Origin of the sequence: Roseobacter weihaiensis, assembly GCF_020622345.1 — a bacterium.
Taxonomy (GTDB): domain Bacteria; phylum Pseudomonadota; class Alphaproteobacteria; order Rhodobacterales; family Rhodobacteraceae; genus Roseobacter; species Roseobacter weihaiensis.
Genome location: NZ_JACNMO010000008.1, coordinates 99,790 through 122,077, shown reverse-complemented (window position 1 = coordinate 122,077; position 22,288 = coordinate 99,790). Strand labels below are relative to the sequence as shown.

At 60.4% G+C, this 22,288-nt stretch carries 26 protein-coding genes, 1 other RNA gene and 1 pseudogene; 12 read left to right on the top strand and 16 right to left on the bottom strand.

Annotated features, from left to right (window positions below; translation table 11 throughout):
• Window positions 1-29 precede the first annotated feature (29 nt).
• Window positions 30-263: a sulfurtransferase TusA family protein gene (locus H7847_RS11325; protein WP_227269594.1), complete on the bottom strand. Its 234-nt coding sequence runs from the start codon at window positions 261-263 to the stop codon at window positions 30-32.
• Between the two features lie 93 nt (window positions 264-356).
• Here H7847_RS11325 and H7847_RS11320 point away from each other — a divergent pair, with 93 nt between their 5' ends.
• The 4 genes from H7847_RS11320 to H7847_RS11305 all read left to right on the top strand — a co-directional run bounded on the left by H7847_RS11320 (window position 357) and on the right by H7847_RS11305 (window position 4,721).
• Window positions 357-1,109 (top strand): cytochrome c biogenesis CcdA family protein, encoded by a 753-nt coding sequence (locus H7847_RS11320; RefSeq protein ID WP_227269593.1) that lies wholly within the window; start codon window positions 357-359, stop codon window positions 1,107-1,109.
• 58 nt (window positions 1,110-1,167) lie between these two features.
• Window positions 1,168-2,412 (top strand): hypothetical protein, encoded by a 1,245-nt coding sequence (locus H7847_RS11315; RefSeq protein WP_227269592.1) that lies wholly within the window; start codon window positions 1,168-1,170, stop codon window positions 2,410-2,412.
• Window positions 2,409-3,761 carry a cytochrome P450 gene (locus H7847_RS11310; RefSeq protein WP_227269591.1) on the top strand — a complete coding sequence of 451 codons (1,353 nt, stop codon included), beginning with the start codon at window positions 2,409-2,411 and terminating at the stop codon, window positions 3,759-3,761. Before H7847_RS11315 ends, H7847_RS11310 begins: the two co-directional genes overlap by 4 nt.
• A gap of 69 nt (window positions 3,762-3,830) precedes the next feature.
• Window positions 3,831-4,721 (top strand): fructose bisphosphate aldolase, encoded by an 891-nt coding sequence (locus H7847_RS11305; protein WP_227269590.1) that lies wholly within the window; start codon window positions 3,831-3,833, stop codon window positions 4,719-4,721.
• On the opposite strand, the gene H7847_RS11300 is transcribed toward H7847_RS11305, so the two are convergent.
• The 3 genes from H7847_RS11300 to fumC are packed head-to-tail and all read right to left on the bottom strand — an operon-like array spanning window position 4,718 to window position 6,522.
• Window positions 4,718-4,948 carry a ribbon-helix-helix domain-containing protein gene (locus H7847_RS11300; RefSeq protein WP_227269589.1) on the bottom strand — a complete coding sequence of 77 codons (231 nt, stop codon included), beginning with the start codon at window positions 4,946-4,948 and terminating at the stop codon, window positions 4,718-4,720. The genes H7847_RS11305 and H7847_RS11300 overlap by 4 nt on opposite strands.
• Window positions 4,945-5,121: a DUF4169 family protein gene (locus H7847_RS11295; RefSeq protein ID WP_227269588.1), complete on the bottom strand. Its 177-nt coding sequence runs from the start codon at window positions 5,119-5,121 to the stop codon at window positions 4,945-4,947. The genes H7847_RS11300 and H7847_RS11295 overlap by 4 nt, the downstream gene beginning before the upstream one ends.
• Window positions 5,122-5,130: 9 nt before the next feature.
• A complete protein-coding gene (gene fumC, locus H7847_RS11290) occupies window positions 5,131-6,522 on the bottom strand; it encodes a class II fumarate hydratase (protein WP_227269587.1) in 1,392 nt (463 codons plus the stop codon).
• 183 nt (window positions 6,523-6,705) lie between these two features.
• On the opposite strand from fumC, the gene H7847_RS11285 reads away from it, so the two are divergent.
• The gene (locus H7847_RS11285; RefSeq protein WP_227269586.1) at window positions 6,706-7,260 is read left to right on the top strand and encodes a hypothetical protein; all 555 of its coding nucleotides are present in this window, start codon (window positions 6,706-6,708) and stop codon (window positions 7,258-7,260) included.
• Between the two features lie 10 nt (window positions 7,261-7,270).
• Here H7847_RS11285 and H7847_RS11280 read toward each other — a convergent pair whose 3' ends face one another.
• The 9 genes from H7847_RS11280 to H7847_RS11240 all read right to left on the bottom strand — a co-directional run bounded on the left by H7847_RS11280 (window position 7,271) and on the right by H7847_RS11240 (window position 13,605).
• Window positions 7,271-7,765 carry an SspB family protein gene (locus H7847_RS11280; protein ID WP_227269585.1) on the bottom strand — a complete coding sequence of 165 codons (495 nt, stop codon included), beginning with the start codon at window positions 7,763-7,765 and terminating at the stop codon, window positions 7,271-7,273.
• A 93-nt stretch (window positions 7,766-7,858) separates the two neighbouring features.
• Window positions 7,859-9,106: a chromate efflux transporter gene (gene chrA, locus H7847_RS11275; protein ID WP_227269584.1), complete on the bottom strand. Its 1,248-nt coding sequence runs from the start codon at window positions 9,104-9,106 to the stop codon at window positions 7,859-7,861.
• Window positions 9,107-9,293: 187 nt separating this feature from the next.
• Window positions 9,294-9,719 (bottom strand): ester cyclase, encoded by a 426-nt coding sequence (locus H7847_RS11270; RefSeq protein WP_227269583.1) that lies wholly within the window; start codon window positions 9,717-9,719, stop codon window positions 9,294-9,296.
• A 90-nt stretch (window positions 9,720-9,809) separates the two neighbouring features.
• Window positions 9,810-10,158: a transfer-messenger RNA gene (gene ssrA / locus H7847_RS11265) on the bottom strand.
• A gap of 14 nt (window positions 10,159-10,172) precedes the next feature.
• Entirely contained in the window at window positions 10,173-10,526 is a 354-nt protein-coding gene (locus H7847_RS11260) for a DUF4345 family protein (protein WP_227269582.1), read from the bottom strand.
• Between the two features lie 54 nt (window positions 10,527-10,580).
• Window positions 10,581-11,324 carry a leishmanolysin-related zinc metalloendopeptidase gene (locus tag H7847_RS11255; RefSeq protein ID WP_227269581.1) on the bottom strand — a complete coding sequence of 248 codons (744 nt, stop codon included), beginning with the start codon at window positions 11,322-11,324 and terminating at the stop codon, window positions 10,581-10,583.
• A 273-nt stretch (window positions 11,325-11,597) separates the two neighbouring features.
• Entirely contained in the window at window positions 11,598-11,897 is a 300-nt protein-coding gene (locus H7847_RS11250) for a putative quinol monooxygenase (protein WP_227269580.1), read from the bottom strand.
• Window positions 11,898-11,941: 44 nt separating this feature from the next.
• Complete coding sequence (locus tag H7847_RS11245; RefSeq protein ID WP_227269579.1) at window positions 11,942-12,592, bottom strand: histidine phosphatase family protein; 651 nt, start codon at window positions 12,590-12,592, stop codon at window positions 11,942-11,944.
• Between the two features lie 239 nt (window positions 12,593-12,831).
• Window positions 12,832-13,605 carry a FadR/GntR family transcriptional regulator gene (locus tag H7847_RS11240; RefSeq protein WP_227269578.1) on the bottom strand — a complete coding sequence of 258 codons (774 nt, stop codon included), beginning with the start codon at window positions 13,603-13,605 and terminating at the stop codon, window positions 12,832-12,834.
• A 72-nt stretch (window positions 13,606-13,677) separates the two neighbouring features.
• Here H7847_RS11240 and H7847_RS11235 point away from each other — a divergent pair, with 72 nt between their 5' ends.
• The 5 genes from H7847_RS11235 (at window position 13,678) to acuI (ending at window position 17,869) form a co-directional block, all read left to right on the top strand.
• Complete coding sequence (locus tag H7847_RS11235) at window positions 13,678-14,466, top strand: DUF2182 domain-containing protein (protein WP_227269577.1); 789 nt, start codon at window positions 13,678-13,680, stop codon at window positions 14,464-14,466.
• Between the two features lie 4 nt (window positions 14,467-14,470).
• Window positions 14,471-15,178, top strand: coding sequence for a DUF1326 domain-containing protein (locus H7847_RS11230; RefSeq protein ID WP_227269576.1), 708 nt, complete (start codon window positions 14,471-14,473; stop codon window positions 15,176-15,178).
• Window positions 15,175-15,684 carry a DinB family protein gene (locus H7847_RS11225; RefSeq protein ID WP_227269575.1) on the top strand — a complete coding sequence of 170 codons (510 nt, stop codon included), beginning with the start codon at window positions 15,175-15,177 and terminating at the stop codon, window positions 15,682-15,684. Before H7847_RS11230 ends, H7847_RS11225 begins: the two co-directional genes overlap by 4 nt.
• Before the next feature lies 1 nt (window position 15,685).
• Complete coding sequence (locus tag H7847_RS11220; RefSeq protein WP_227269574.1) at window positions 15,686-16,789, top strand: dimethylsulfoniopropionate demethylase; 1,104 nt, start codon at window positions 15,686-15,688, stop codon at window positions 16,787-16,789.
• Window positions 16,790-16,876: 87 nt separating this feature from the next.
• Window positions 16,877-17,869 (top strand): acryloyl-CoA reductase, encoded by a 993-nt coding sequence (gene acuI / locus H7847_RS11215; protein ID WP_227269573.1) that lies wholly within the window; start codon window positions 16,877-16,879, stop codon window positions 17,867-17,869.
• A 143-nt stretch (window positions 17,870-18,012) separates the two neighbouring features.
• Here the strand turns inward: acuI and H7847_RS11210 are convergent, their stop codons facing one another.
• The 3 genes from H7847_RS11210 to H7847_RS11200 form a co-directional block, all read right to left on the bottom strand.
• Window positions 18,013-18,969: a DMT family transporter gene (locus H7847_RS11210; protein WP_227269671.1), complete on the bottom strand. Its 957-nt coding sequence runs from the start codon at window positions 18,967-18,969 to the stop codon at window positions 18,013-18,015.
• A gap of 232 nt (window positions 18,970-19,201) precedes the next feature.
• A complete protein-coding gene (locus tag H7847_RS11205) occupies window positions 19,202-19,423 on the bottom strand; it encodes a hypothetical protein (protein WP_227269572.1) in 222 nt (73 codons plus the stop codon).
• Between the two features lie 306 nt (window positions 19,424-19,729).
• A complete protein-coding gene (locus H7847_RS11200) occupies window positions 19,730-19,897 on the bottom strand; it encodes a hypothetical protein (RefSeq protein ID WP_227269571.1) in 168 nt (55 codons plus the stop codon).
• Between the two features lie 340 nt (window positions 19,898-20,237).
• On the opposite strand from H7847_RS11200, the gene H7847_RS11195 reads away from it, so the two are divergent.
• Entirely contained in the window at window positions 20,238-20,618 is a 381-nt protein-coding gene (locus H7847_RS11195) for a VOC family protein (RefSeq protein ID WP_227269570.1), read from the top strand.
• Window positions 20,619-20,816: 198 nt separating this feature from the next.
• Window positions 20,817-21,987 (top strand): annotated as a pseudogene (locus tag H7847_RS11190) (transposase); the annotation flags it as partial.
• Between the last annotated feature and the right edge of the window lie 301 nt (window positions 21,988-22,288).

The following is a 22,288-nucleotide window of genomic DNA, read 5'->3' as shown; positions in this document are numbered from 1 at the left end:
GAAAAGGCGGGTGCAAGGCCCGCCTTTTTTCATCCCGCCTTGCGGATCACATAGGTTTGCGTCGCGCCGTCGATGGTGCTGGAGACCAGCTCATGCCCGGTTTCGGTGCAAAAATGCGGCACATCCACAATCGCGGCAGGATCATCGGCCATCACCGTCAGCGTCTCGCCTGCGGCAAGTCCGTTCAGGCGTTTGCGTGCTTTGAGCACGGGCAGGGGGCACAAAAGCCCGGTGGCATCCAGCAGGTTCGGCATCTCGGTCATGGCTCTGAGATACGTGCGATATTTCGTCCTGTCCACAAGGATGTGAAGCACGGGCGGGGTGACGCCTTGCCGCGGATAGTCTAGGGAGGGCACATGTTCGGAATAGAAATCATAGATGCAGGCCTTCTGCCCGCGATGATCGTGGCCCTAGTGGCCGGAATCATCAGCTTTTTAAGCCCCTGCGTCTTGCCGATTGTCCCGCCCTATCTTGCCTATATGAGCGGTGTGAGCCTGAACGAGATGTCGGGCGAGGCCGCCGCGCGCCGGCGGGCCACCATTGCCGCGCTGTTCTTTGTCATGGGGCTCAGTACGGTCTTTCTGATCCTGGGCTTCACGGCCTCGGCTTTTGGCGCGTTTTTCCTGCAGAACCAGGTTTTGTTCACGCAGGCCTCCGGCGTGGTCATCATGATTTTTGGGCTGCATTTCCTGGGGGTCTTCCGCATTCCGTTCCTCGATCAGGAGGCGCGCATGGATGCAGGCGACAAGGGCGGCTCAAGCTTTGGGGCCTATATTCTCGGGCTTGCCTTTGCCTTTGGCTGGACCCCCTGCATCGGGCCGCAACTGGGGGCGATCCTGTCTCTGGCCGCGTCCGAGGCCTCAGTTGCGCGAGGCACCTTTTTGCTGGGCGTCTACGCGATGGGACTTGGCGTGCCTTTCTTGCTGGCGGCGATGTTCATCACCCGCGCGATGGGGGTGATGGACCGGCTCAAGCGGCATATGAAAATCATTGAACGGGTCATGGGCGGGCTGCTGCTGGCGGTTGGTTTTGCGATGCTGACGGGCCTGTTCACCACCTTCTCCTGGTGGCTGCTTGAACAGTTCCCGGTCTTGGCAACCTTGGGGTAAACCTTCTAAGGTAGTCTGCAATCCCGGCGTGTGCTGCCGGGCAGCAAAAGGCCCGCTGATGAGCAGTACCGCCCTCCCGCCCGTTCGCCGTCGCAAGGTGTTCTACATTCCGGGCTACGACCCCTTTCCGCCCCGCCGGTACCGCGAGCTTTACCGCAAAGAGGCTGCCGCACAGGCCGCACTCTCGGGCTATGATATCTCCTTGAGCCCCGGCAGGCACCGCGACCGGTTCGGGTGGCACGTTCGCTCGGATATCGACGGTCAGGTGACAGAGGCCGAGATCGAAGTGCTGGTCTGGTCGGATATCGTGCAGGACAGCCGGCCGCGGTCGGTACGGGCCACCTATGCCGATCTGCTGCGGACCGCCTGGATCTATATCTCGACCGGCGCGCTCTTTCGCCTGATGCGGCTGCGCAAGGGGCCGGTGATTGCAGCCCTTTATCCTGTCGTGGCGCTCTTGGCGCAGGCGGGGCTGGCGCTCGGGCTGGGGGCGGCGTTCTACCGGATCGTCACGCGGATGGGGCGCGAGGTGCTCCCGGCTTACGAGGCGATGGTGGCTGTGGCAGGCACAGGGCTTGGCCTTCTTCTGGGTGGTTTGGTCCTGCGCTGGTTTCGCGATCAGGACGGCAAGTTCTTTGCCTATTACCTGATGCATGATTTTGCCTTCAGCGCGTCGGAACAAGGCGCATACCCTCCCGCGCTGGAGGCGCGACTGACCCTGTTTCGCAGCCGGATTGCCGAGGCATTGGCCGAGGATGTGCAAGAGGTGCTGGTGGTGGGCCACTCCTCTGGGGCCTATCTGGCGGTCAGCGTGCTGTCTGATCTGCTGGCCGAGGGGCCCCGGCCCAAAGAGGCCCCGGCGCTTGGGCTCTTGTCGCTGGGCCATGTGGTGCCGATGGTGTCGTTTCTGCCGCGGGCCGAGAGGCTGCGTGCGGACCTGCGGGCCCTGTCCCAACGCGCGGATGTCACGTGGGTCGATGTCACGGCACCGGGGGACGGCTGCTGTTTTGCCCTGTGTGACCCGGTATCCGTGTCGGGTCAGGCCACATCGGGCAAGCGCGGCCCGCTGGTCTTTTCAGCGGCCTTTACTCAAAGCCTGTCCCCCGCGCGGTGGCGGGCCCTGCGCTGGCGGTTTTTTCGCCTGCATTTTCAGTATCTCTGCGCCTTTGACCGGCCGAAGGACTATGATTACTTCCAGATCACCGCGGGCCCCCTGCGTCTGTCGGAGCGATATGCAGGGCGCAGACCCTCGAAATCCCGCCTTGAGACGGCTGTCAGCGGATATACCTCGGTGCGCTCGTGACGCAGCCGCCAAAGCCGCCCGACCGCGCGGAGCGGGTCTCGCTCTGGCAGTACATGCGGCTCTTCCGGCACGACATTCTGTCAGCCCAGCCGGCCAAGCTCTACCGCGCCTGGATGGCCGAATTCCGGACGCCCTTTTTTCGCAGTTATCTTGCGAACGACCCGGCGCTGGTACGCAAGGTGCTCAAGGAACGGCCCAGAGATTTCCCGAAATCTGATCGTGTGGGCGAAGGGTTGCGGCCCATTCTTGGCAAATCGGTGTTTCTGACCAATGGCGCGCTCTGGGAAAGGCAGCGGCGGATCATTGATCCGGCCTTCGAAGGGGGGCGGTTGCGCGACAGTTTCGACGCCATCTGGCAGGCCTCAGAAGCAGCGGCGGCCCGCATCGCAGCACAGGCGGGCCACGAGGTGGAGATCGAGGCCGAAGCCAGCCATGCCGCGGCAGATGTGATTTTTCGCACGCTGTTTTCCATCCCCATAGACCACCGGATTGCCGATCAGACCTATCATGCCTTTCGGCGCTATCAGCGCACGCAGCCTATCCTGAACATCGCGGCCTTCATCCCCCTGCCGCGCTGGATGCCCCGCGGGTTTCGGCGCGGGACCCGTGAAAGTGCGGCCGAAATCCGCACCCTGATCCACGGGCTCACGGACGCGCGACAATCCGAGATCGACACCGGCACCGCCCCGGATGATCTGGCCACGAAAATCATGACCACCGCCGACCCCGAAACCGGGGATATCTTCGATGTGGATGAGATGGTCGACCAGGTGGCGATCTTCTTTCTTGCGGGGCATGAAACCAGCGCTTCGTCGCTGGCGTGGTCGCTCTATCTTTTGGCGCTGTTCCCCGAGTGGCAAGACAAGGTGGCCGAAGAAGCACAGCAGCTCGACACCCCGGATTTTGCCGTGATGTCAAAGCTCAAGGTGACGCGGGATGTGTTTCGCGAAACCCTGCGGCTCTACCCCCCGGTGCCGATGATGGTGCGCGAGACAACGCAACCCGAAGTGTTCCGAAAGCGCGACATTCCGCTTCGGGCGCAGGTGGTGATAAGCCCCTGGCACATCCATCGCCATAACCGTATGTGGGAGGATCCGGATGGCTTTGATCCGGGGCGCTGGTACACGGAGAACGGCAGATACTGCGCCCGCGAGGCCTATCTGCCCTTCAGCGCGGGCCGCCGCGTCTGTCCGGGCGCGGGGTTTGCCATGCTGGAGGGGGTCTTGATGCTGGCCCATATCCTCAAGGAGCATCGGGTAGTCCTCACGCAGAGGCCCGCCCCGGTGCCTGTGGCACATCTGACCGTCCGGGCGCAGAATGGCATCTGGCTGCGGATTGTCCGGCGCTAACATGTACCATCCCCCGGTCGCTTGATTTATGCACGGGGGCAAGGGGCGGAATCAGAAGGAAAATCTCAAATGTCAGACCATATGAAGATGCGTGAGCAAATGAAATCGGGTGCAGGGTTTATCGCGGCGCTGGACCAGTCTGGCGGTTCCACACCGAAAGCGCTGAGCCTTTACGGGGTCGAACCGTCTGATTATTCAGGCGACGAGGAGATGTTCCGCGCCATGCATGACATGCGCGCCCGGATTATCCTGTCGCGCGATTTTACCAGCGCCAAGGTGATCGGGGCCATCCTCTTTGAGCGCACGATGAATGACACGATCAACGGAAAGCCCGTGGCCGAGCTGTTGTGGCAGGATCGCGGGATTGTCCCGTTTCTGAAGATCGACAAGGGGCTTGAAGAGCAGGGCGACGGGGTGCAGATGCTCAAACCCATGCCCGGTCTCGACGCGCTGCTGGCCGAGGCCAAGGGCAAAGGCATCTTTGGCACCAAAGAACGTTCTGTCATTCACGAAGCGGATCCGGCTGGCATTGCGGCCATCGTGGCGCAGCAATTCGAGGTGGCCAAAAAGGTGATTGCCGCGGGTCTTGTGCCGATCCTGGAGCCCGAAGTGAACATCCACTCGGAGAGCAAAGCCGCTGCAGAAGAAATCCTGGAAGCTGAAATTGCAAAGCATTTGAATGCTCTGGAGGATGGTGTTGATGTTATGCTTAAGCTGACATTGCCAGATCAGCCGGGGCTTTATGACGCGCTGGCCCAGCATCCGCGTGTGCTGCGCGTGGTGGCGCTCTCAGGGGGCTATTCGACCGATGTCGCCTCGGCCAAGCTGGCGGAGAACACACATATGATCGCAAGCTTCAGCCGCGCATTGACCGAAGGGTTGAACGTCAAAATGACGGAGGCGGAGTTTGACGCGGCGTTGGGCCGCAACATCGACCAGATTTACCAGGCGTCGATTTAACCGCGCGCCAGTTTCGCCTGCAGGTCTTGTAAAACAAACAGGCGCAGTGCAGAGGCGAGGCCCAGATCTGCGCCGCGCTCTACATCAATTTCTGCGACTAACGCGTTGATGGGCCTGTTTCTTTCCGCGGCGATGTCCCGCAGGGCGAGCCAGAATTCATCTTCAAGAGAGATCGATGTGCGGTGACCTTTCAAGGTCACCGAGTGTTTCACCGGTCGCCCGCTCATGTTTCGCGCTTATGCGCCTCAAGGTTGCGGGCGATCTTGGCCGCTTTGGCCTTCAGCAGTTCCTTTTGGGATTTGGTTTGCCCAAAAGCGACCGTGTTTTCGGCCGCGCGCGCTTTGCGGGATGACCTGTCGCGTTCCTTTCGGATCTTGTTGAGATTGATGGGCGTGCTCATGGCTGCTCCTTACTTTGGACTGATCATGTTTTCCGGGCGCACCACACGCTCAAAGGTTTCGGCGTCGACAAAGCCGAGCGCAATCGCTTCTTCCTTCAGGGTGGTGCCGTTCTTATGCGCTGTCTTGGCAACCTTTGTGGCGTTGTCGTAGCCGATCTCCGGGGCCAGAGCGGTGACCAACATCAGGCTTTCGCGCATCAACCGCTCAATCCGGTCGGAATCCGCTTGCAGATCCACGACCAGATTATCGGTAAAGGTCGAGGCTGCATCCCCTAAAAGCTGCATGGATTGCAAGACGTTATAGGACATCATGGGTTTGTAAACGTTCAGCTCGAAATGACCCTGAGAGCCTGCAAAGCCCACCGCGGCGTCATTGCCGAAGACATGTGCACAGACCTGGGTGAGCGCTTCGCATTGGGTGGGGTTGACCTTGCCGGGCATGATCGACGAGCCGGGCTCGTTCTCGGGCAGCACCAGCTCGCCCAACCCGCAGCGGGGGCCGGAGCCCAGCAGGCGGATGTCATTGGCGATTTTGAACAGGCTCGCGGCCACGACCTTCAGAGCGCCCGAGATTTCGACCATCGCGTCATGGGCGGCCAGCGCCTCGAACTTGTTGGGGGCGGTGACGAAGGGCAGGCCGGTGATCTCGGCCATGTTTTTCGCGACCATCACGTCCCAGCCTTTCGGCGTGTTCAGCCCGGTGCCGACAGCCGTGCCGCCCTGCGCCAGCTCGTAGATGCGGCCCAGAGCGTCCTTGACCCGCTGGATACCCATGGCGACCTGGTGCGTGTAGCCTGAGAACTCCTGGCTGAGTGTCAGGGGGGTGGCGTCCTGCGTGTGTGTGCGGCCGATTTTGATGATGCCGTCGAAGGCCTCGACCTTGGCCTGCAAGGCGCCGTGCAGCTTTTCCAGCCCCGGCAGCAGCACATCGCGCGCCATCATCGCAGTGGCGATATGCATGGCGGTGGGGAAAGTGTCATTGGACGATTGGCCCATGTTGCAGTGGTCATTGGGGTGCACCGGGTCCTTGGAACCGATCTGGCCGCCCAGGATCTCGATGGCCCGGTTGGCGATCACCTCATTGGCGTTCATGTTCGACTGGGTGCCGGAGCCGGTCTGCCAGACCACCAGGGGGAAGTTGTCGTCAAATTTGCCCGCAACCACCTCACTGGCGGCCTGGACAATGGCGTCCCCGCGGGTGGCGTCAAGCTTGCCCAGTTCGATATTCGCCTGCGCGCAGGCCTGTTTGATAACACCGAGCGCCCGGACGATGGCCACAGGTTGCTTTTCCCAGCCAATGGGGAAGTTCAGGATCGACCGCTGTGTCTGCGCGCCCCAGTATTTGTCCGCAGGGACTTCCAAGGGGCCAAAACTGTCGGTCTCTATGCGGGTCTGGGACATCATGCGCTCCGTCTCTATAAAGTCAAAAGCGGTGTAGCCCTGCACGGGCGCGGGCGCAACAGGGCAGGACGAAGGGCGTATCATGCGTTGTAAGCAAATGAGCAAGCATTATCTTGTATCCGGAGAAGGACGGTTCAGGGTGGTGCCTGACCGGACCCGAAGAAAGACAGGAGGATGGGCACAATGACTCAGAGGATGATCGGGGCGGGGCGCGCCGTGGTGCGCGGCATTCTTGCTGCTGCCGTTGTGATGGTCGCCGCAGCGGCACAGGCAGATATCTCGCGCTTTGTTGGGGATTATGTCGGATCGGCAGATTTGATCTCGGCAGATGGTACAACGCAGCCGCGCGATATGAGCGTTCAGATTCGCGGAACAGACGAGGCTTTCACAGTCAGCTGGACATCGACCTCCTACCGCGGGGACGGCTCCTCCAAGGATAAATCCTACACGATCGAATTTGTGCCGAGCGACCGGACAGGCGTTTTCTCCTCCGCCATGACCCGCAATGTCTTTGGTCATAGCGTGCAGCTCAATCCCATGAAGGGCGAGCCCTACGTCTGGAGCCGAATTGTCGGAGATACACTGAGTGTCTATTCGCTCTATGTCACCGAAGACGGGGGCTACGAGATACAGGAGTTCGACAGAACGCTGGCGCCGGGCGGGCTGAACCTGGATTTCCAACGGGTCAGAAACGGGGATATACAGCGGACCGTCTCGACTTTTTTGAGGCGCAAGTAAGCGAGGCGGCCTATTTACGGAAACTGTCGAGAGAGACGATTTCGGCGTCTTTGGGGGTTTCTTCGACCGTTTCGATATCTGCCAGCGGGACCGGGGCCGGGTTTGTCGCGGGCATCTGGGCCGGTGTTGCCTCGCCTTCTTCCTCGTCCCCACTCTGGGTCTCAAACCGCAGGCCGAACTCCACCGACGGATCAACGAAGGTCTTGATCGCGTCATAAGGGATGTACAAGGGCTCGGGGGCATCACCGAAATTCAGGGTCACCGAAAACCCTTCTTCCGAGACATCCAGATTGTCGTACCAATGCTGCATCACCACGGTCATTTCTCCGGGGTAGCGGTCAAACAGCCAGTCCGCGAGCTCTGCATCGGGGTGGCTTGTGTCGAAGGTGATGAAAAAGTGGTGATCGCCTGGCAAGCCATTGTCGCGCACATCCAAGAGCACCTTGCGGATGAGGCCACGCATGGCCTCGTGCATCAAGTTGCCATAATCAATGGAGCGGCTCATCAGAGACCCTCTGAGCAAAGAAGAAGTTACAAGGTGAGCATAGCCGATTCCCTGCCGGATAAAAGAGGTCTCTGCGCAATCCGTACTTTGACCTCAGATTGCAGAAAGGCTGAGACCGGCGACGGCCAAAATGCCCAGTGTTTCAGCAACGCCACGTTTGAGGCCGAGCAGCAGCAGGGCGGCGAGACCGGTCAAGGCCAGCGCTTTGACATCCAAAGATGCAAGTGTCGGGACGGGGGCGGCCAGCCACGTGACCTCGCCGACGTTGGTGAAAAGCACGTGGATGGCAAACCACAGGGCCAGATTGAGGATAACGCCCACCACGGCGGCCGTTATGGCGTTGAGGGCTGCCGACAGCCGGGGACGTGTCGCGATCAGGTCAAGATAGGGGCCGGCCAGAAAAATCCACAAAAAACAAGGCACGAAGGTCACCCAAAGGGCCACGGCACCTGCGGCAAGGGCAAGCCCCACACCGTCTTGGGCAAAACCTGCGAGCATCGCGACAAACTGCGTCACAAGGATCAACGGGCCTGGTGTGGTTTCGGCCAGACCGAGCGCGTCCATCATCTGGGCGGTGGTGATCCAGCCATAATCCGCCACCACCGTCTGCGTCATGTAGGCCAGCACCGCATAGGCACCGCCAAAGGTGACCACGGCCAGCTTGGAGAAAAAGAGCGCGATCTGCATCAGGAACACATGATCGATCAGGGCGAGCACCCCGACAGGCGCGGCCCAGAGCGCGCCCCAGATCAGGATCACCGGGACCGGGTTGCCGCGCGAGCGGGGCGGGGCTGGCGGGGGCGGCTGTACCCCGCTCTGGAAACAGGCTCCAAGGAGAGCGGCCCCCGCGATGATGAGCGGGTAGGGGACCGCAAAGAAAAACAGGCCCAGAAAGGCGAGGGCGGCGAGCGTCACCGCCCCTGAGGTCTTGAGCGCCTTGCCTGCGACCTTCAGCAGCGCCTGCAGTACGATGACGATGACCGCTGCCTTGACCCCGGTAAAGGCGGCCTGAACCAGCGGGACCTGCCCGAATGACGCGTAGATCAGCGCCAGCGTCAGGATCACCAGCGCGCCGGGCCCGACAAAAAGCAGGCCTGCGATCAACCCGCCCGGCACCCCGCGCAACCGCCATCCGGCGTAGGTTGCCAGTTGCATCGCTTCGGGACCGGGCAGGAGCATGCAGAGCGACAAGGCCCGCAGGAAACTCTCCTCGGTCAGCCAGTTGCGCTCTTCAACCAGCTCCCGGTGCATCAGGGCGATCTGGGCGGCCGGCCCGCCAAAGGACAGCAGACCGATGCGGCCAAAGACCGAAAAAAGCGCGCGGGTTGAAGGTGTGCTCATGCCGGGCCCGAGGTCCGTATCCAATCCGCCGCGGGGGATTGGCGCGGGAAAGGCTGCAAAAAGGCGATGGCCTCATCCTTTCTGACGAGGAAGGTCCTGGGGATTGGTCTGGCGCGGCAAAAAAGGTTGCCGACCTCTTTCACCGAGGGGATGCCACAGCCGCGCAGCAGCGGTCAATCAGCAATGTTCAGCGCAGAACGGTGCCGCCCAAAAGCAGCGCATGGGTATTTTCCGGAAGCTGGCCAAGCTGTTCAAAGAAGCGAATGAAGTCAAAGGCCGGATAGCTCTCTGCCTTGCGGTCGCCGTCAAAGCGCAACATGATCTGCTGGTAGACTTTCAAAGGGTCATTGGTCGCAACGGAACGGCAGTTGATTTCCAGCATGGCGCTGAGCCAATCGCCCTCTTCGATGGAATGGAGGATTTCAACCTTGATGTCGGTCACAAAGCTGCGCAGAACGGAGACCCATTCACGGACCTCAGACGGCTCAATCCCAAAGTTCTGGGCGATGTACTGGTGATGCGGCTCTGACACGAAGTAGTCTTCGATCACGTCAAGCCGACCGTCTTCCCAGACGGTTTCATACCATTTTTTCAGAATATCCGCTTTTGTCACCGCACAGGCCCAATCAACTTCAGGTTATGCATAGCCGACAGCTCCTTGAGGAACCCTTAATGATCTCGGTTGTTTTGCGGAGGGAGTGAAAGTGCAGGCTTCTGTTGCCAGGTGCCTGCGAACCCCGCCAAACGCTGCAAAGCGAGAGGACTTAGATTTCAGTATCTCCGGTCGCTTACGCGGCCATTGCTACTGGAGCACGATTGTCATTTGCAATTGTACATGTTTCGCCGATAACGGTGGCAGACAGCCGAAACAAAGCAAACCCCTTTAGACGTTCGTCGATCCTGTTTCGGCCCCATGATCCCCAAATGAAGGATGTTTGGTGGAGCCGCCGGGTACCGCCCCCGGGTCCGATCCGCTTATTACGAGCGCGTTTATGTCCATAGTTCTTGCGAACAGGTCTAACATAAGGGGGCTGTGCAGAAATCTCAAGGCCCCGCGTGCATAAGCTCAGCCCAGATTTGCCCCTATAAACCATCCGGCCAGCGCGGCTTCGATGCCTCCAAAGATCAGCACTTTGCGCCGGGGCGGGTCGTCGAGCACAAAGGAGATCGCGCGCCCCAATGCCGCGCCCGCAAAAGCAAAGCCAATCATTGCATAGGCCAGGGGATCGCCAAGCCAAAGGGCCGCCAGACCTGCCACGACAAAAAGCCCGCCGACGGACGCGCGCATCTCCGACAGTCCCATGGTTGTCCCGGTCGGCGCGAGGTCCAGCACACTCGCGGTATAGCGAGGTGCCAGAAACCCGAAAAGCCCGAAAGCGATGGTCAGCAGGCTGGCCACTGTGTTCACGATATCCGTCATGCCAGAGCAGGTAGACCGGTGGGCACCACCGGCAAGCACGCGGCCTGCGTTGTTTTAGGGGGCCAGAACCACGGGCTCTGGCCGGCCCATGCGGCAAAGATCGCAGATGCGCACCGCCTCGGTGATCCCCATTTCGGCCAGTTCCCGAAAGGAGGGCAGCGCATAGTTGTCCGCGGCCGTGATATCAACGCTGTACCCCAGATCGGCAAAAGAGGCGACCGACAGGCGGCTTATGGGGCGCTGCGCCCCGGATAAAAACCCGGTCAGCAGTTCATCCCCGAAAATGAGTTCGCGCCAATGGCCTTCACGGGTGCCCGGCCCGCCGGTGTTGGCAATGGGCACCGCAGAGGTCCCGGCGCTGTCCGTAAGCGCTTGGTATTCGCGGCTTGCCCCGGTGCCGGTAAAGCGCGGATTTGCCCCGCCGCTGCCCTGCACAAGCCCTGCGCGGGCCCAAAGGGTGCCAAAGCCAAGCACATGCGCCATTTCATGCAGGACCACATCGGCAAAGCTTGCATCCTGTTCAAGCCGTTCGGTGTCGGCTGTGTCAAATTGCATGATGCCCTTGGCGGGCAACTCGCTGCCCGCACGCAAGACGGTCGGGCCGGCCTGGCCCAGCACGCCTGCGGCCCCGTCGATGGGCAGAATGGCGGCTTCGATCAGAATGCCGTCAATCTGCTGCCCATCCACGGTGACCGGTTCAAGGCTGGTATCCAGAATTGTGTCCCAACGCGCAGCGGCCTGCGTGAAAACGCTCTGTCGCTCCGCAGAAACCGGTTCGGTGAATTCAACTGTTATCATAGCTGTGCTGCCTCCTGCTCCTGGACGCGGGATGCGCCTCTGGCGATGACCTAAGCAAGGGGCGCGGGTCAGAAAAGCCGCCAGCCTTCAGTCAGCAAAGACCTGCGGAAAAGCCCCTCAGGCGCTGGCGGGAATTGGCGTATGGCCCCTCCCGTCATGAGTGTGGCCCTTGAAGACCGCAGTTTGCAACAGATTTCCTTTTCCGGGGAAACTGCCGGCCACGGGGTCGGCAGTCTTTGCGTTCTGATGGGCTTTGTCAGAGCCTTCTCAGGCTCAGATTTCCACCTTGCCACAGACAAAGTCGTGCTCCATTGGGGTCGCCAACAAGGCGTTGCGCCTTTCGTGCATCTTCTTATGGATGTCGGCCTTTTCGACGGCGACCCAATCGTCACGCTTATCCCAAAGTGTGACGTGCATGAATGTGCCTTCGGCGTTTTCATCCTCGATCACGTTGGACTGGGTCAACCCTTTGGGTTTCGACGCGTTTTCGTATTCCCGCATCACCTCCAGAAATTTACTTCTGTTGTCCGGCTTGACGACGAATTTCCCGATATGCATGAAAGTCTCTGACATCGTTTTTCCTTTCTGTTGAATATTTCACTGACCTTGAGGGTCTTTCAGGGGAGGTCGGCCCAGGCATCCGGCGCGATGGAGCCAAGGATCTCGAAGGTGCCGTCTTCCTGTGGCTCGAGGACGAAGGTGATGCCCATCGGTTCAGGGTAGATACCAGTCGCGGCCTCGAAAGGGTCGTCGTGGCCGACAAGGATCGTGTTGGCCTCTTGAGGAACGGTGGAGAGATGGGGTGACATACGCTCTGACATCGCCGCAAGCTGCGCCTCGCTGTAGGTCTCTGCCGGTTCGAAGTTGAGGTCGGCGTTTTTTTCGAACGTGCCAAAGGCGAGATCCGCGGTTTGCCATGCGCGGCAGTATTCGCTGCTGATCACATCGCCGACCGGTATGTCCAACCGCGCGAAAGCTGCGCCTATGGCTTTTGCCTCGGCCCAGCCCGCCTCACTCAGGACGCGCTGGGTCGAGCAGTCGCCCATGACCGCTTCGATCTGATCCGCGTAATCCTTTTCTGTTGTGGCATGTCTGATAAAGACAACGTGGCCACCGCCCTTTAGCGCGTCGACAAGCGCCGGGGGGTCCATCTCCGCGTTGGCCTGCGCTTGGGCGGGAAGGGTCAAGGCCGCCAGGCAGGCCGCTCCAAGGATTTTGAGGCTCGACGGTAATCCCGGATCGCGCCTCAGTTCTGAACTTGGCATCATCAAACTGTTCTCCTCTCGCTGTAAGGTCAAAAGTATACTAAAACAGTCAACTATTTACTCTGGCCCATTTATGTATGATCTGGGCCATTCCAAGATGGCGAGGGGGAGAAACCGCATTTTCGCAAGGCCAGCCCAGGCTGAGGCCGCCAGAGCCTGAGAAGGTCCGACCACCAAAGTCATACGCTGTGGTACGTCAAAGAGGCGGTCAGAGGTTGGCTGAAGAAGGCCGCTTGATTGGATCAGCCGCGCGCGTGCGGTACTGGTTTGGCACGCCGCAAACCCGTGCCGCCGACTGCCTTTGCGGCGAATACGCTCTGCGCTAGAGCTTGCGTTTCGTGCTCAAGCGCTGTCAGCGCGTCGGAGGTCGCCGCGCTGTCCTGGCGTTCCACCGCGTCGGCGATGTCCGTGTGCAGATCAACGATCCTGGCGCGATCACGGGCGGTAAAGGTGATCATGTTCATCAAGGGCTGCATCGCCTCGACAGCGCCGGCAAGCTGGTAGCTCAGCACCGGATTGCCCGCCCCGTCCACCAGCGCGCGGTGAAACGCCACGTCAGAGGCGCAAAAGGCCTCATCCGTCAGACCCGGCTGGGCCTGGCGGTGGATCTCGGCGCGCATGGTGGCCAGATGATCGGCACTGCGCCGGGCGGCGGCCAGCGGCGCACAGGCGCGCTCCAGCGCGTAGCGGGCCTCGCAGGCGGTGCCAAAGCTGACCGCGTTCATCGACAACAGCAGCGTCGAGGTGGTGATCTGCTGCGGATAGGCTTCTTCAAAGCTCAGCCGGTTCACAAAGGCCCCGCCGGTGGCCCCGCGCTGGGTGCGGATCAGCGATTGCGCCGCCAGCCGTTTCAGCGCTTCGCGCACCGTGGGGCGGGAGACGTCGAACTGCTCGGCCAGTTCCGCCTCGGACGGCAGCCGCTCATCCACAATCAGCGTGCCCGCGACGATGGCATCACGGATCGCAGCAGCGATTTGGGCCGACAGATCGGCAGGGCTGGCAGGGTCAATTTTCATATGTCTTACATTTAATGTTTGCCCGAGTTCTAATTGTCTGGCATTTGATTGGCAAGAAAAAGAGGATTCACCTTGCACGCAATTCTCCGCTCCACCCTCTGGCTTGGTTTTTTCGGTGCCATTCTGGCGGCGTGGTGGGTGATGTATGTGATGAGCATCGACATGGACCTTGACCTTCTGGGCCGTCCGGGAGAGAGGGGCGAACGCATGGCCGCGATGGATCCGCGCATGCCGATGTATATGCCGATGGCGCATTTCGGACCGCTTTTTTGGATGTGGGCCATCATGATGGCCGCGATGATGTTGCCGACGCTGGTGCCGACGCTGCGGGCTTATGAGGACCTGATGGTTAGCGCCACGGGCACCCGCGCCGGGTGGTTGGGGGTCTTGCTGGGCTACCTTTTGGTCTGGGTTGGCTTTGCCGCGCTGATCACCGGCGCGCAGCTTGCGCTGCTTTTCGGCGGCCTGGTCGATATGCTCGGCATTGCCAAGAGCTCCTGGCTGGCGGGCGGGCTGCTGATTGCGGTCGGCGCCTTCCAGTTCACCCGCGCCAAGCAGGTCTGCCACGGTGTCTGCCATGCCCCTGCGATGTATTTTCTGGGGCACTGGCGGACGGGTTTTGCCGGGGGCTTGCGCATGGGGCTGGGGTTGGGCGCCTTTTGCGTCGGCTGCTGCTGGGGCTTTATGGCTCTGGGCTTTGTCGGCGGGGTGATGAACCTGGCCTGGATGGGACTGGCCACGCTGTTCATGGTCATCGAAAAGCTGCCTCAACTGGGGCATTACGTCACAAAACCAATGGGGTTTGCCCTCCTCATCGCAGGTATCGCGGTGCTGGGCTGGCCCCTTTTTGCGGGAGGATAAACCTATGGCGAGGAACAAGAAAGCGGATGCGGATCGCTTGCCGATCAGCCAGCGCATCGACCAGCGGATGCCGAACCCCAAGCGGCGCCAGACCAGCCCGACGGAATGGGCGATCAAGGGGGAGCTGTTTCTCAACTGTTCCTGCACGGTGTTTTGCCCTTGTGTTGTCTCGCTGGGCGCACACCCGCCGACCGAGGGGCATTGTCACGCCTGGATGGCGATTGCCATCGACGAGGGGCATTACGAGGGGGAAGACCTGGGCGGTCTGAACATCGGGCTGCTGGTCGATATCCCGGGCCGCATGGGGGAGGGCAACTGGAAGGTTGCGGCTTACGTGGACGAGCGTGCGACGGGTAAGGCCTATAACGGCATTTTGCAGATATTCTCGGGTGCTGCGGGTGGCACCACCGGGCTCTTCACCATGCTGGTCAGCGAAATCATCGGGGCCGAGCGCGCGCCGGTTGAGATTGTGCGCGAGGGCAACCGTCGAAGCATCATGATCGGGCGCAAGATCCAGGGCGAGATCGAGATGCTGGCAGGCAAGGACCCCGAGCATCCGGTGATGGTCAGCAATTCGAAATACTGGATGGGGCCGGATATCATCGCCGCGACCGGGCTGAAAAGCCGCGTGCGGGACTACGGGCGGGTCTGGGACTTTGGCGGTAAATCGGCCGAGATCTGCCCGATTGACTGGAAGGGTCCAAAGCCATGATCGACCCGCGCTATGTGCAGACCATGGCGCGCTACAACAGCTGGCAGAACAACCAGTTGATGCCGGTGTTGGAAGCCATGTCGCGAGAGGAGGTGACCCAGGACAGGGGCGCGTTTTTCGGCAGCCTTCTGGCCACTGCCAACCACCTGCTGTGGGGCGACACCCTCTGGATGAGCCGCTTTGACCCTTCTGTGGAGGCCCCCAAGGTCGGCCCGGAGGGTCATACAACCCTGCATCCGACGGCAGCCTCCTGGGCGGCGGACCGGTTTCGCATGGATGGCAAGATCCGTTTCTGGGCGGACGGGGTTCGCGCGCTGGACCTCAAGGGCGACCTGAGCTGGTATTCCGGCACCCTGGGCGGACAGATGACAAAACCAATGGCCATGGCGGTGATGCAGTTTTTCAATCACCAGACACATCATCGCGGGCAACTCCACGCGATGCTGACCGCCGCGGGTCAAAAGGCCCCGGTGTCTGATTTGATCTTCATGCCGGAGGGGGGCTGAGATGGCGCTCATATCCCCGTCGCGCAGGCTGCGCCGCACGCCTTTCTCCGAGGGTGTCGAGGCCGCAGGGGTCAAGGCCTACACAGTCTACAACCGGATGCTGCTGCCAACCGTTTTCGAGAGTGTCGAGGCCGATTACCGGCACCTCAAGGACCATGTACAGGTCTGGGATGTCTCGGTCGAGCGGCAGGTCGAGCTGAGGGGTCCCGATGCGGCCCGGCTGATGCAGATGCTGACGCCGCGCGATCTGCGGGGCATGTTGCCGGGGCGGTGCTTTTACATCCCCATCGTGGATGAGACGGGGGGCATGCTCAATGATCCGGTGGCCGTCAAGCTGGCCGAGGACCGCTGGTGGATTTCCATCGCCGACAGTGACCTGCTGCTCTGGGTCAAGGGGATTGCAAACGGCTACCGGCTGGATGTTCTGGTGGATGAGCCCGACGTGAGCCCGCTGGCCATCCAAGGGCCCAAAGCCGATGATCTGGCGGCGCGGGTCTTTGGCGATGGCGTCCGCGATATCAAATTCTTCCGCTTCGGGCTTTTCGAGTTCGAGGGCCGCGAGATGGTCGTGGCCCGCTCGGGCTATTCCAAGCAGGGCGGGTTCGAGGTCTACGTGGAAGGGGCAGATATCGCCATGCCGCTTTGGGACGCGCTCTTTCGGGCGGGCGCGGACCTCAATGTGCGCGCGGGCTGTCCCAACGCGATCGAACGGATAGAGGGCGGTCTGCTGTCCTACGGGAACGACATGACCGATGACAACACGCCGCATGAATGCGGGCTGGGCCGGTTCTGCGACACGCAGACGGCAATTGGCTGTATCGGGCGCGATGCGCTGTTGCGGGTCGCCAAGGAAGGACCCGTGCAGCAGGTCCGTGCCCTGGTGATCGAGGGCGATCCGGTGCCCGGATGCGACCGCGCATGGCCCTTGTTTGCAGGCGATACCCGGGTCGGGCAGGTGACCTCTGCCGCGTGGAGCCCGGATCACCAGACCAATGTGGCGATCGGCATGGTCCGCATGACCCATTGGGAGACCGGAACGCAGCTCAAGGTGGCCACACCGGAGGGGCTGCGCGACACGACCGTTCAGGCAGGGTTCTGGATCTGAACACAGGTCAGGGGCCGTGCAAGCGGCTCCGGCCACGATATCTGACAGCCAGAGTAGACAGGGCGATATGCCCGAAAGGAGACGACGATGTTCAAGGCACTTGTGGTCAACAAGGATGAAGAAAGCGGCAAGACCTCGGCGGCCGTTGAAGAGATCAGCGCGGACCGCTTGCCCTCGGGTGATGTCACCGTCGCGGTGGAGTATTCGACGGTGAACTACAAGGACGGGCTCTGCATTGGCCCCGGTGGCGGGCTGGTGCGCAAATACCCGCATGTGCCCGGCATCGACTTTGCTGGCACCGTGGAGGCCTCAGAGGACGCGCGCTACAGTCCCGGCGACAAGGTCGTGCTGACCGGCTGGCGGGTTGGCGAGGCGCATTGGGGAGGCTACGCGCAAAAAGCCCGCGTCAAGGCGGACTGGCTTGTACCCTTGCCCAAGGGGCTGGACACGCGCCAGGCCATGGCCGTCGGGACCGCCGGGTTCACCTCCATGCTGGCGGTGATGGCTTTGGAAGATCACGGTCTGACGGTTGGCAACGGCCCGGTGCTGGTCACCGGAGCTGCGGGCGGCGTCGGCTCTGTCGCCGTGGCCATTCTGGCCAATCTCGGCCATGAGGTTGCGGGTGTCACCGGCCGTCCGGAAACGGCGGATTACCTGACATCGCTCGGGGCCACCCAGATCGTGGCGCGGGATGAGATCAACGAAACCGTCAAACGCCCGCTCGAAGGCGAGACCTGGGCCGGCTGCGTTGATGCGGTCGGCGGGGCGATGCTCGCCCGTGTACTGGGCCAGATGAAATACGGAGCCTCGGTGTCGGCGGTGGGTCTGGCCGGCGGGGCAGGGCTGCCGGCGACGGTCATTCCGTTCCTGCTGCGCGGTGTGAACCTTCTGGGCATCGACAGCGTCATGCAGCCTTATGACAACCGGGTAAGGGCCTGGGAGCGGATTGCCCGCGATCTGCCGATGGACAAGCTCGACGCGATGGTTCAGCCTGCGACCTTGGCTGACCTGCCGCAGCTGGGCGCGGATATCCTGAAAGGTCAGGTCAAGGGGCGCGTGGTCGTTGATGTGAACGCCTGAGGCCGCAGACAGAGGTCAGACTGCCCGGCGCCCCCGCACCGGGCGTTTGCCTTGACGCTGGGGCTTACTGACGTCCGTTGCGGCGATCAGCCCGTCAGTATTTTGCCAAAAGTCAAGTAAAACAAGGCCTGTAACGGACATACCTAAACCGCCCAAAAGGGTAGCTCAGCGGGACTTTGCTGCCGTTCGGCGCAATCATTTAGAGCGCAGTGGTTTTTGAGTTCTCGCAAGTCCAGCAAAGCGTGTGTCAGCACCACGGCAATGACAATTCCGCCGCCTATGAATCCAGCTAGTATCGGTACGTCCGACAGAAACACAAATGCGAGCAGTGTCGCAAATGGAATTTCCGTGGTTCCGAAAAGCGCCGACTGCGACGCCGCAATCAAGCGGGTTCCTTCGGTCCAGAGAATAACGGCTAGGGCGAAGACTGCACCAAAACACATCATCAAGAAAAAATCATCGCTTGGAGCAGCAAGAGGGTTCGAAAACAGCAATCCAATAAATACGAGTTGGAATGATGTCGCTCCTGCGGCCCAAACAACCGGCGCGGCGGTGAACTTGCGGATCAGAACAATGTAGAGGACATTGAGAACGGTCATCAACACGGCCATCAAATCCCCGGATAGGCTCACGCCACCGAAGCCTCCCCAAACGATGATGCCTACCCCGATTGCAGAACCCATCGCTGCAACCATGGTTCTCGATGACACCTCCTCGCGCATCAGCGCCCAGGCGAGCAAAGCGGCGAAGAAGGGAGCCGTTGCATAGATCACGGCGACATTCGCCACATAGGTCAGCTTAAATGCATAAATGAATGTGATGCTGGCGAGGCTGCCGACCGTAGCAAGTAGCCATCCCTCTTTACCTAGGCCAAAGGCGGAACCCCGGGAATGCGCGCCACGCCGCAACTCAACATAGAGCGCCACAAGGAGACCGCCGACCAGCCCGCGCCAACACAAAATCGTCCATCCGTCTGACTCAATTACCTTGGTCAGAACGCCGGACATGCTGAAGGCCAGCGCGGACAGGATGACCAGCCCGCCCCCGAGAAGCCCATTTCTAGTGTTTGGTGGAGTCGGTGCCCCTGCGGCAGTATTCATGACAAGATTGGTAAGGATAACTGCGTGGATCGGCAAGCACAGTCATGGAGATTTGCAGCAACTTCATCGAGGTAGCAATGGGCTCTATGCTGACTTTAGCTGTCGCCAAAGTGGAGGTTTTCGTTTGCGGAAACGAAGCCCGTCTGCGCCACACGACATTGTCTGCCGGATCAAGTGGTGTGACGGAAAGCCAAATACGCCCAAAGGTCCAAATCAGCGCGCGGGGCGTTTCTTACAGTGCAACATACCCAAGCGTCCACCCGATCCAGACCAGCGCCGCGATGCACAGCACATAAGTCACGATGCGAACCTGCAGCGACAGCCGCGCGCGGCGGTTCTCGGTCGGGCCCGAAATCACTGCAAGCCCCCGGATGTCATGCGCTCTTTGGATCCGCTTAACATCCACCACGGCCAGCAGCGCCATCGCGGCGACGATCCAAATATAATGGTCCATTATCTGCATCATGCGATATCTCTCCGATCAACCTGAGCGCCTGAAATAGCGCTGAAATACGGCAATCGCATGACGCCTTTGTCTGCGCCGGGCTGCCCCGCAGCTTCGCCCTTGGTCAGACCCGTTTTTTCGTGCTGCCCCTGGTTAAAGAGCGCTTTGACAAGCGTCAGCACCGTCGGCGCTTTCAGGATCCCAGCAGGCAAAGCGCCGAAGTTCGTCGCGTTTTGCAATGCCGAAAGACCGCCGTCAGCCCGCAAAGACTGCCGGTCACCACCGTCAGGACTACGCCCCGGACGATGGGGCGCTCTACACCGGTTTCTTCAGCAGCGCGTGAGAGTACCTCTCCAGCATTAGAAAGAACTTGGCGGAGCCCGCGACTGCCATCATCATGCCTTTCGCCCCGCCGGCCATCTCCAGATCGGTGGCGGTGCTGCCGTGGATGGTCATCCAGGCCAGGCCCAGCCTGGTCGCCAAGTAGATGGCCCAGGCGTGAAAGCCGTCCAATAGAAAGATATGGCGAAAGGTGGGCTGCGGCGCTTCGGGCGTGCTGCCCGCAACACCGCCGACAACGACAACCGGGGTCGACTTCTAACGGCCAAGCCGCGGCAAATTCGGAACGTCAGGTAACCTTGACCTTCACGGCAAAGAACGGACCTGATGTCGGCCTTGAGCCAGGATCGACCGTTGCTGCGCGTTCGACCAATGTCTGCGTCTGTGAAACCGGATTTAAAAAAGAGGATGAAGCATTTCTCGAGCGGTCGACCCATTCATTGCGATATGTAATAGACTGCAATCCGGTGTGTGGAGGGAAGAGATGATTGATCACATTACTTTTGGCGTCAGCGATTTCGCTCGGTCTACAGCTTTCTACGATCAAGCGTTGGCCCCCTTGGGGGTCAAGCGCTTGTTTGACGTACCCGAAGACCATTCGGGTGGAGTTAAAGTGACTGGTTACGGTGATGATCGGCCTTGGTTTTGGCTGGCCGAGGAGAATGCCACAACTGGATTGATGCACATCGCCCTGCAAGCGAAAAGCCGCGCTGACGTGGATGCCTTTCATGCGGCCGCTATTCGTGCGGGTGGAAAGGACAACGGAGCGCCAGGTCTTCGACCGCATTACCACGCAGATTACTATGCAGCCTTCGTCTTTGATACCGACGGACATAATATCGAAGCAGTTTGTCACACACCATGAGCAGGCAAGACCCTTGCCCGGCGCAGGCGTACAACGAAGATGCCGCGTGCTGAGGGATATCGCAGTCTTTTGAGAAGCAGAAAAAGCGGACATTTGAACAAGAGCGACAGAGGTCAGCAAAGTCCGGATCCTGTTGAAAAGTTCATTGATTGGTCGGTGCGTCGCTGATTCACTTGAATTGAGAGTGGAGGTGTGGCGATGATGGGACCGAGGCAGGTTGCGCAAAGCGCGCTGTTCTATGAGTTCTCGATTGAGGAGTTTGTGCCTGCTGATCATCCCTTGCGCGGCATTGATCGTTTTCTTGATCTGTCTGACGTTCGACCGCTTCTCGCGCCATCGTATAGCTCCTATGGTCGGCCTTCGATTGACCCTGAGCTGATGATCAGAATGCTGTTGTTGGGATACTGCCAGGGTATTCGTTCTGAGCGTCGGCTGTGCAAAGAGGTGCATGTCAATCTGGCGTATCGGTGGTTTTGCAAACTGGATCTGACTGATCCTGTACCAGACCCTTCTACCTTTTCCAAGAACCGGCACGGGCGTGTCCGGGAGAGCGGATTGTTCCGCCACCTGTTTGAGACGGTGCTACAGCGATGCATCGATGAGGGCTTGGTCGGTGGCGAGAGCTTTGGCGTCGGCGCCAGCCTGATCCCTGCCAACGCGAACCAGACACGTGGCATTGACAACAAGGAAGGCTTACCACCAGACCTGACCGCCGGTGTCATCGACGAATACCTTGAGACACTGGATGATGCCGCTTTCGGTGCGTCCACAAAAGTCGTTTCCAAATACATCTCGCCGGTTGATCCCGCGGCACGCTGGACCGGGGCAGACAGTGGCGCTGCATTCTTCGCATATTCCACCAACTATATGGTGGATTTGGACAACGCTGTGATCGTTGACGTTGAGCCCTCGGTTCCAATCCGAACCGCTGAGACCTTTGCCGCGCGGCGCATGATTGATCGGATCACAGAACGCTTCGATATGACACCGGATAAGCTGGTTGGCCCCTCTCAGCGATGCAAGCATCGCCTGACGGGCAATGGATACGGGCTACGGATCAGCCGAGATGTTGGGGTGGTTGGTCGAGGAGCGCGGCATCGCCCCGCGCCTTCCAGTCTGGAACAAATCGAAACGGACGGACGGCACGTTCTCACGTGAAGACTTTGTCTATGACCCTGTGGCTGACAGCTATATAGGCCCAGGCAACAAGAAACTGCGGACATATCGCCGGAACTTCTCTAAACCGCGAAAGCCCAACGGTGGCAAAGACGGCTTCATCCGATACCGCGCCTCGAAACACGACTGGGATGCATGCCCTTTGAAACCGCAATGCTGCTCTGGTGACCCTTGCCGACAGCATCGCCGCGCGGGCCCGAAGCAGCAAAAGGGCCATGCTCGTCTTTGAAATCCGCGCGATGGGCAGGTTGTCGCCGGTTGAGAAACCGGGGGTCTGAGTTTTGATATCAATATCCGCGAATGGAGTTTTGACCGACGCGCTTCTATTTGCGTTTTGAACGGCGAGCCATCTTGCGCGGCGGCTCTTGTCGTTCTTCAGGCTGCAAGATGATGTTTCACCTGTGCCCCGCTGGGTGACTTGTAAGCCAAAGGGCGTGACAGATGTTCGTATTCCGTGCAAACTAGGAAACCTATGAACGAAGGGGCAAACGAAA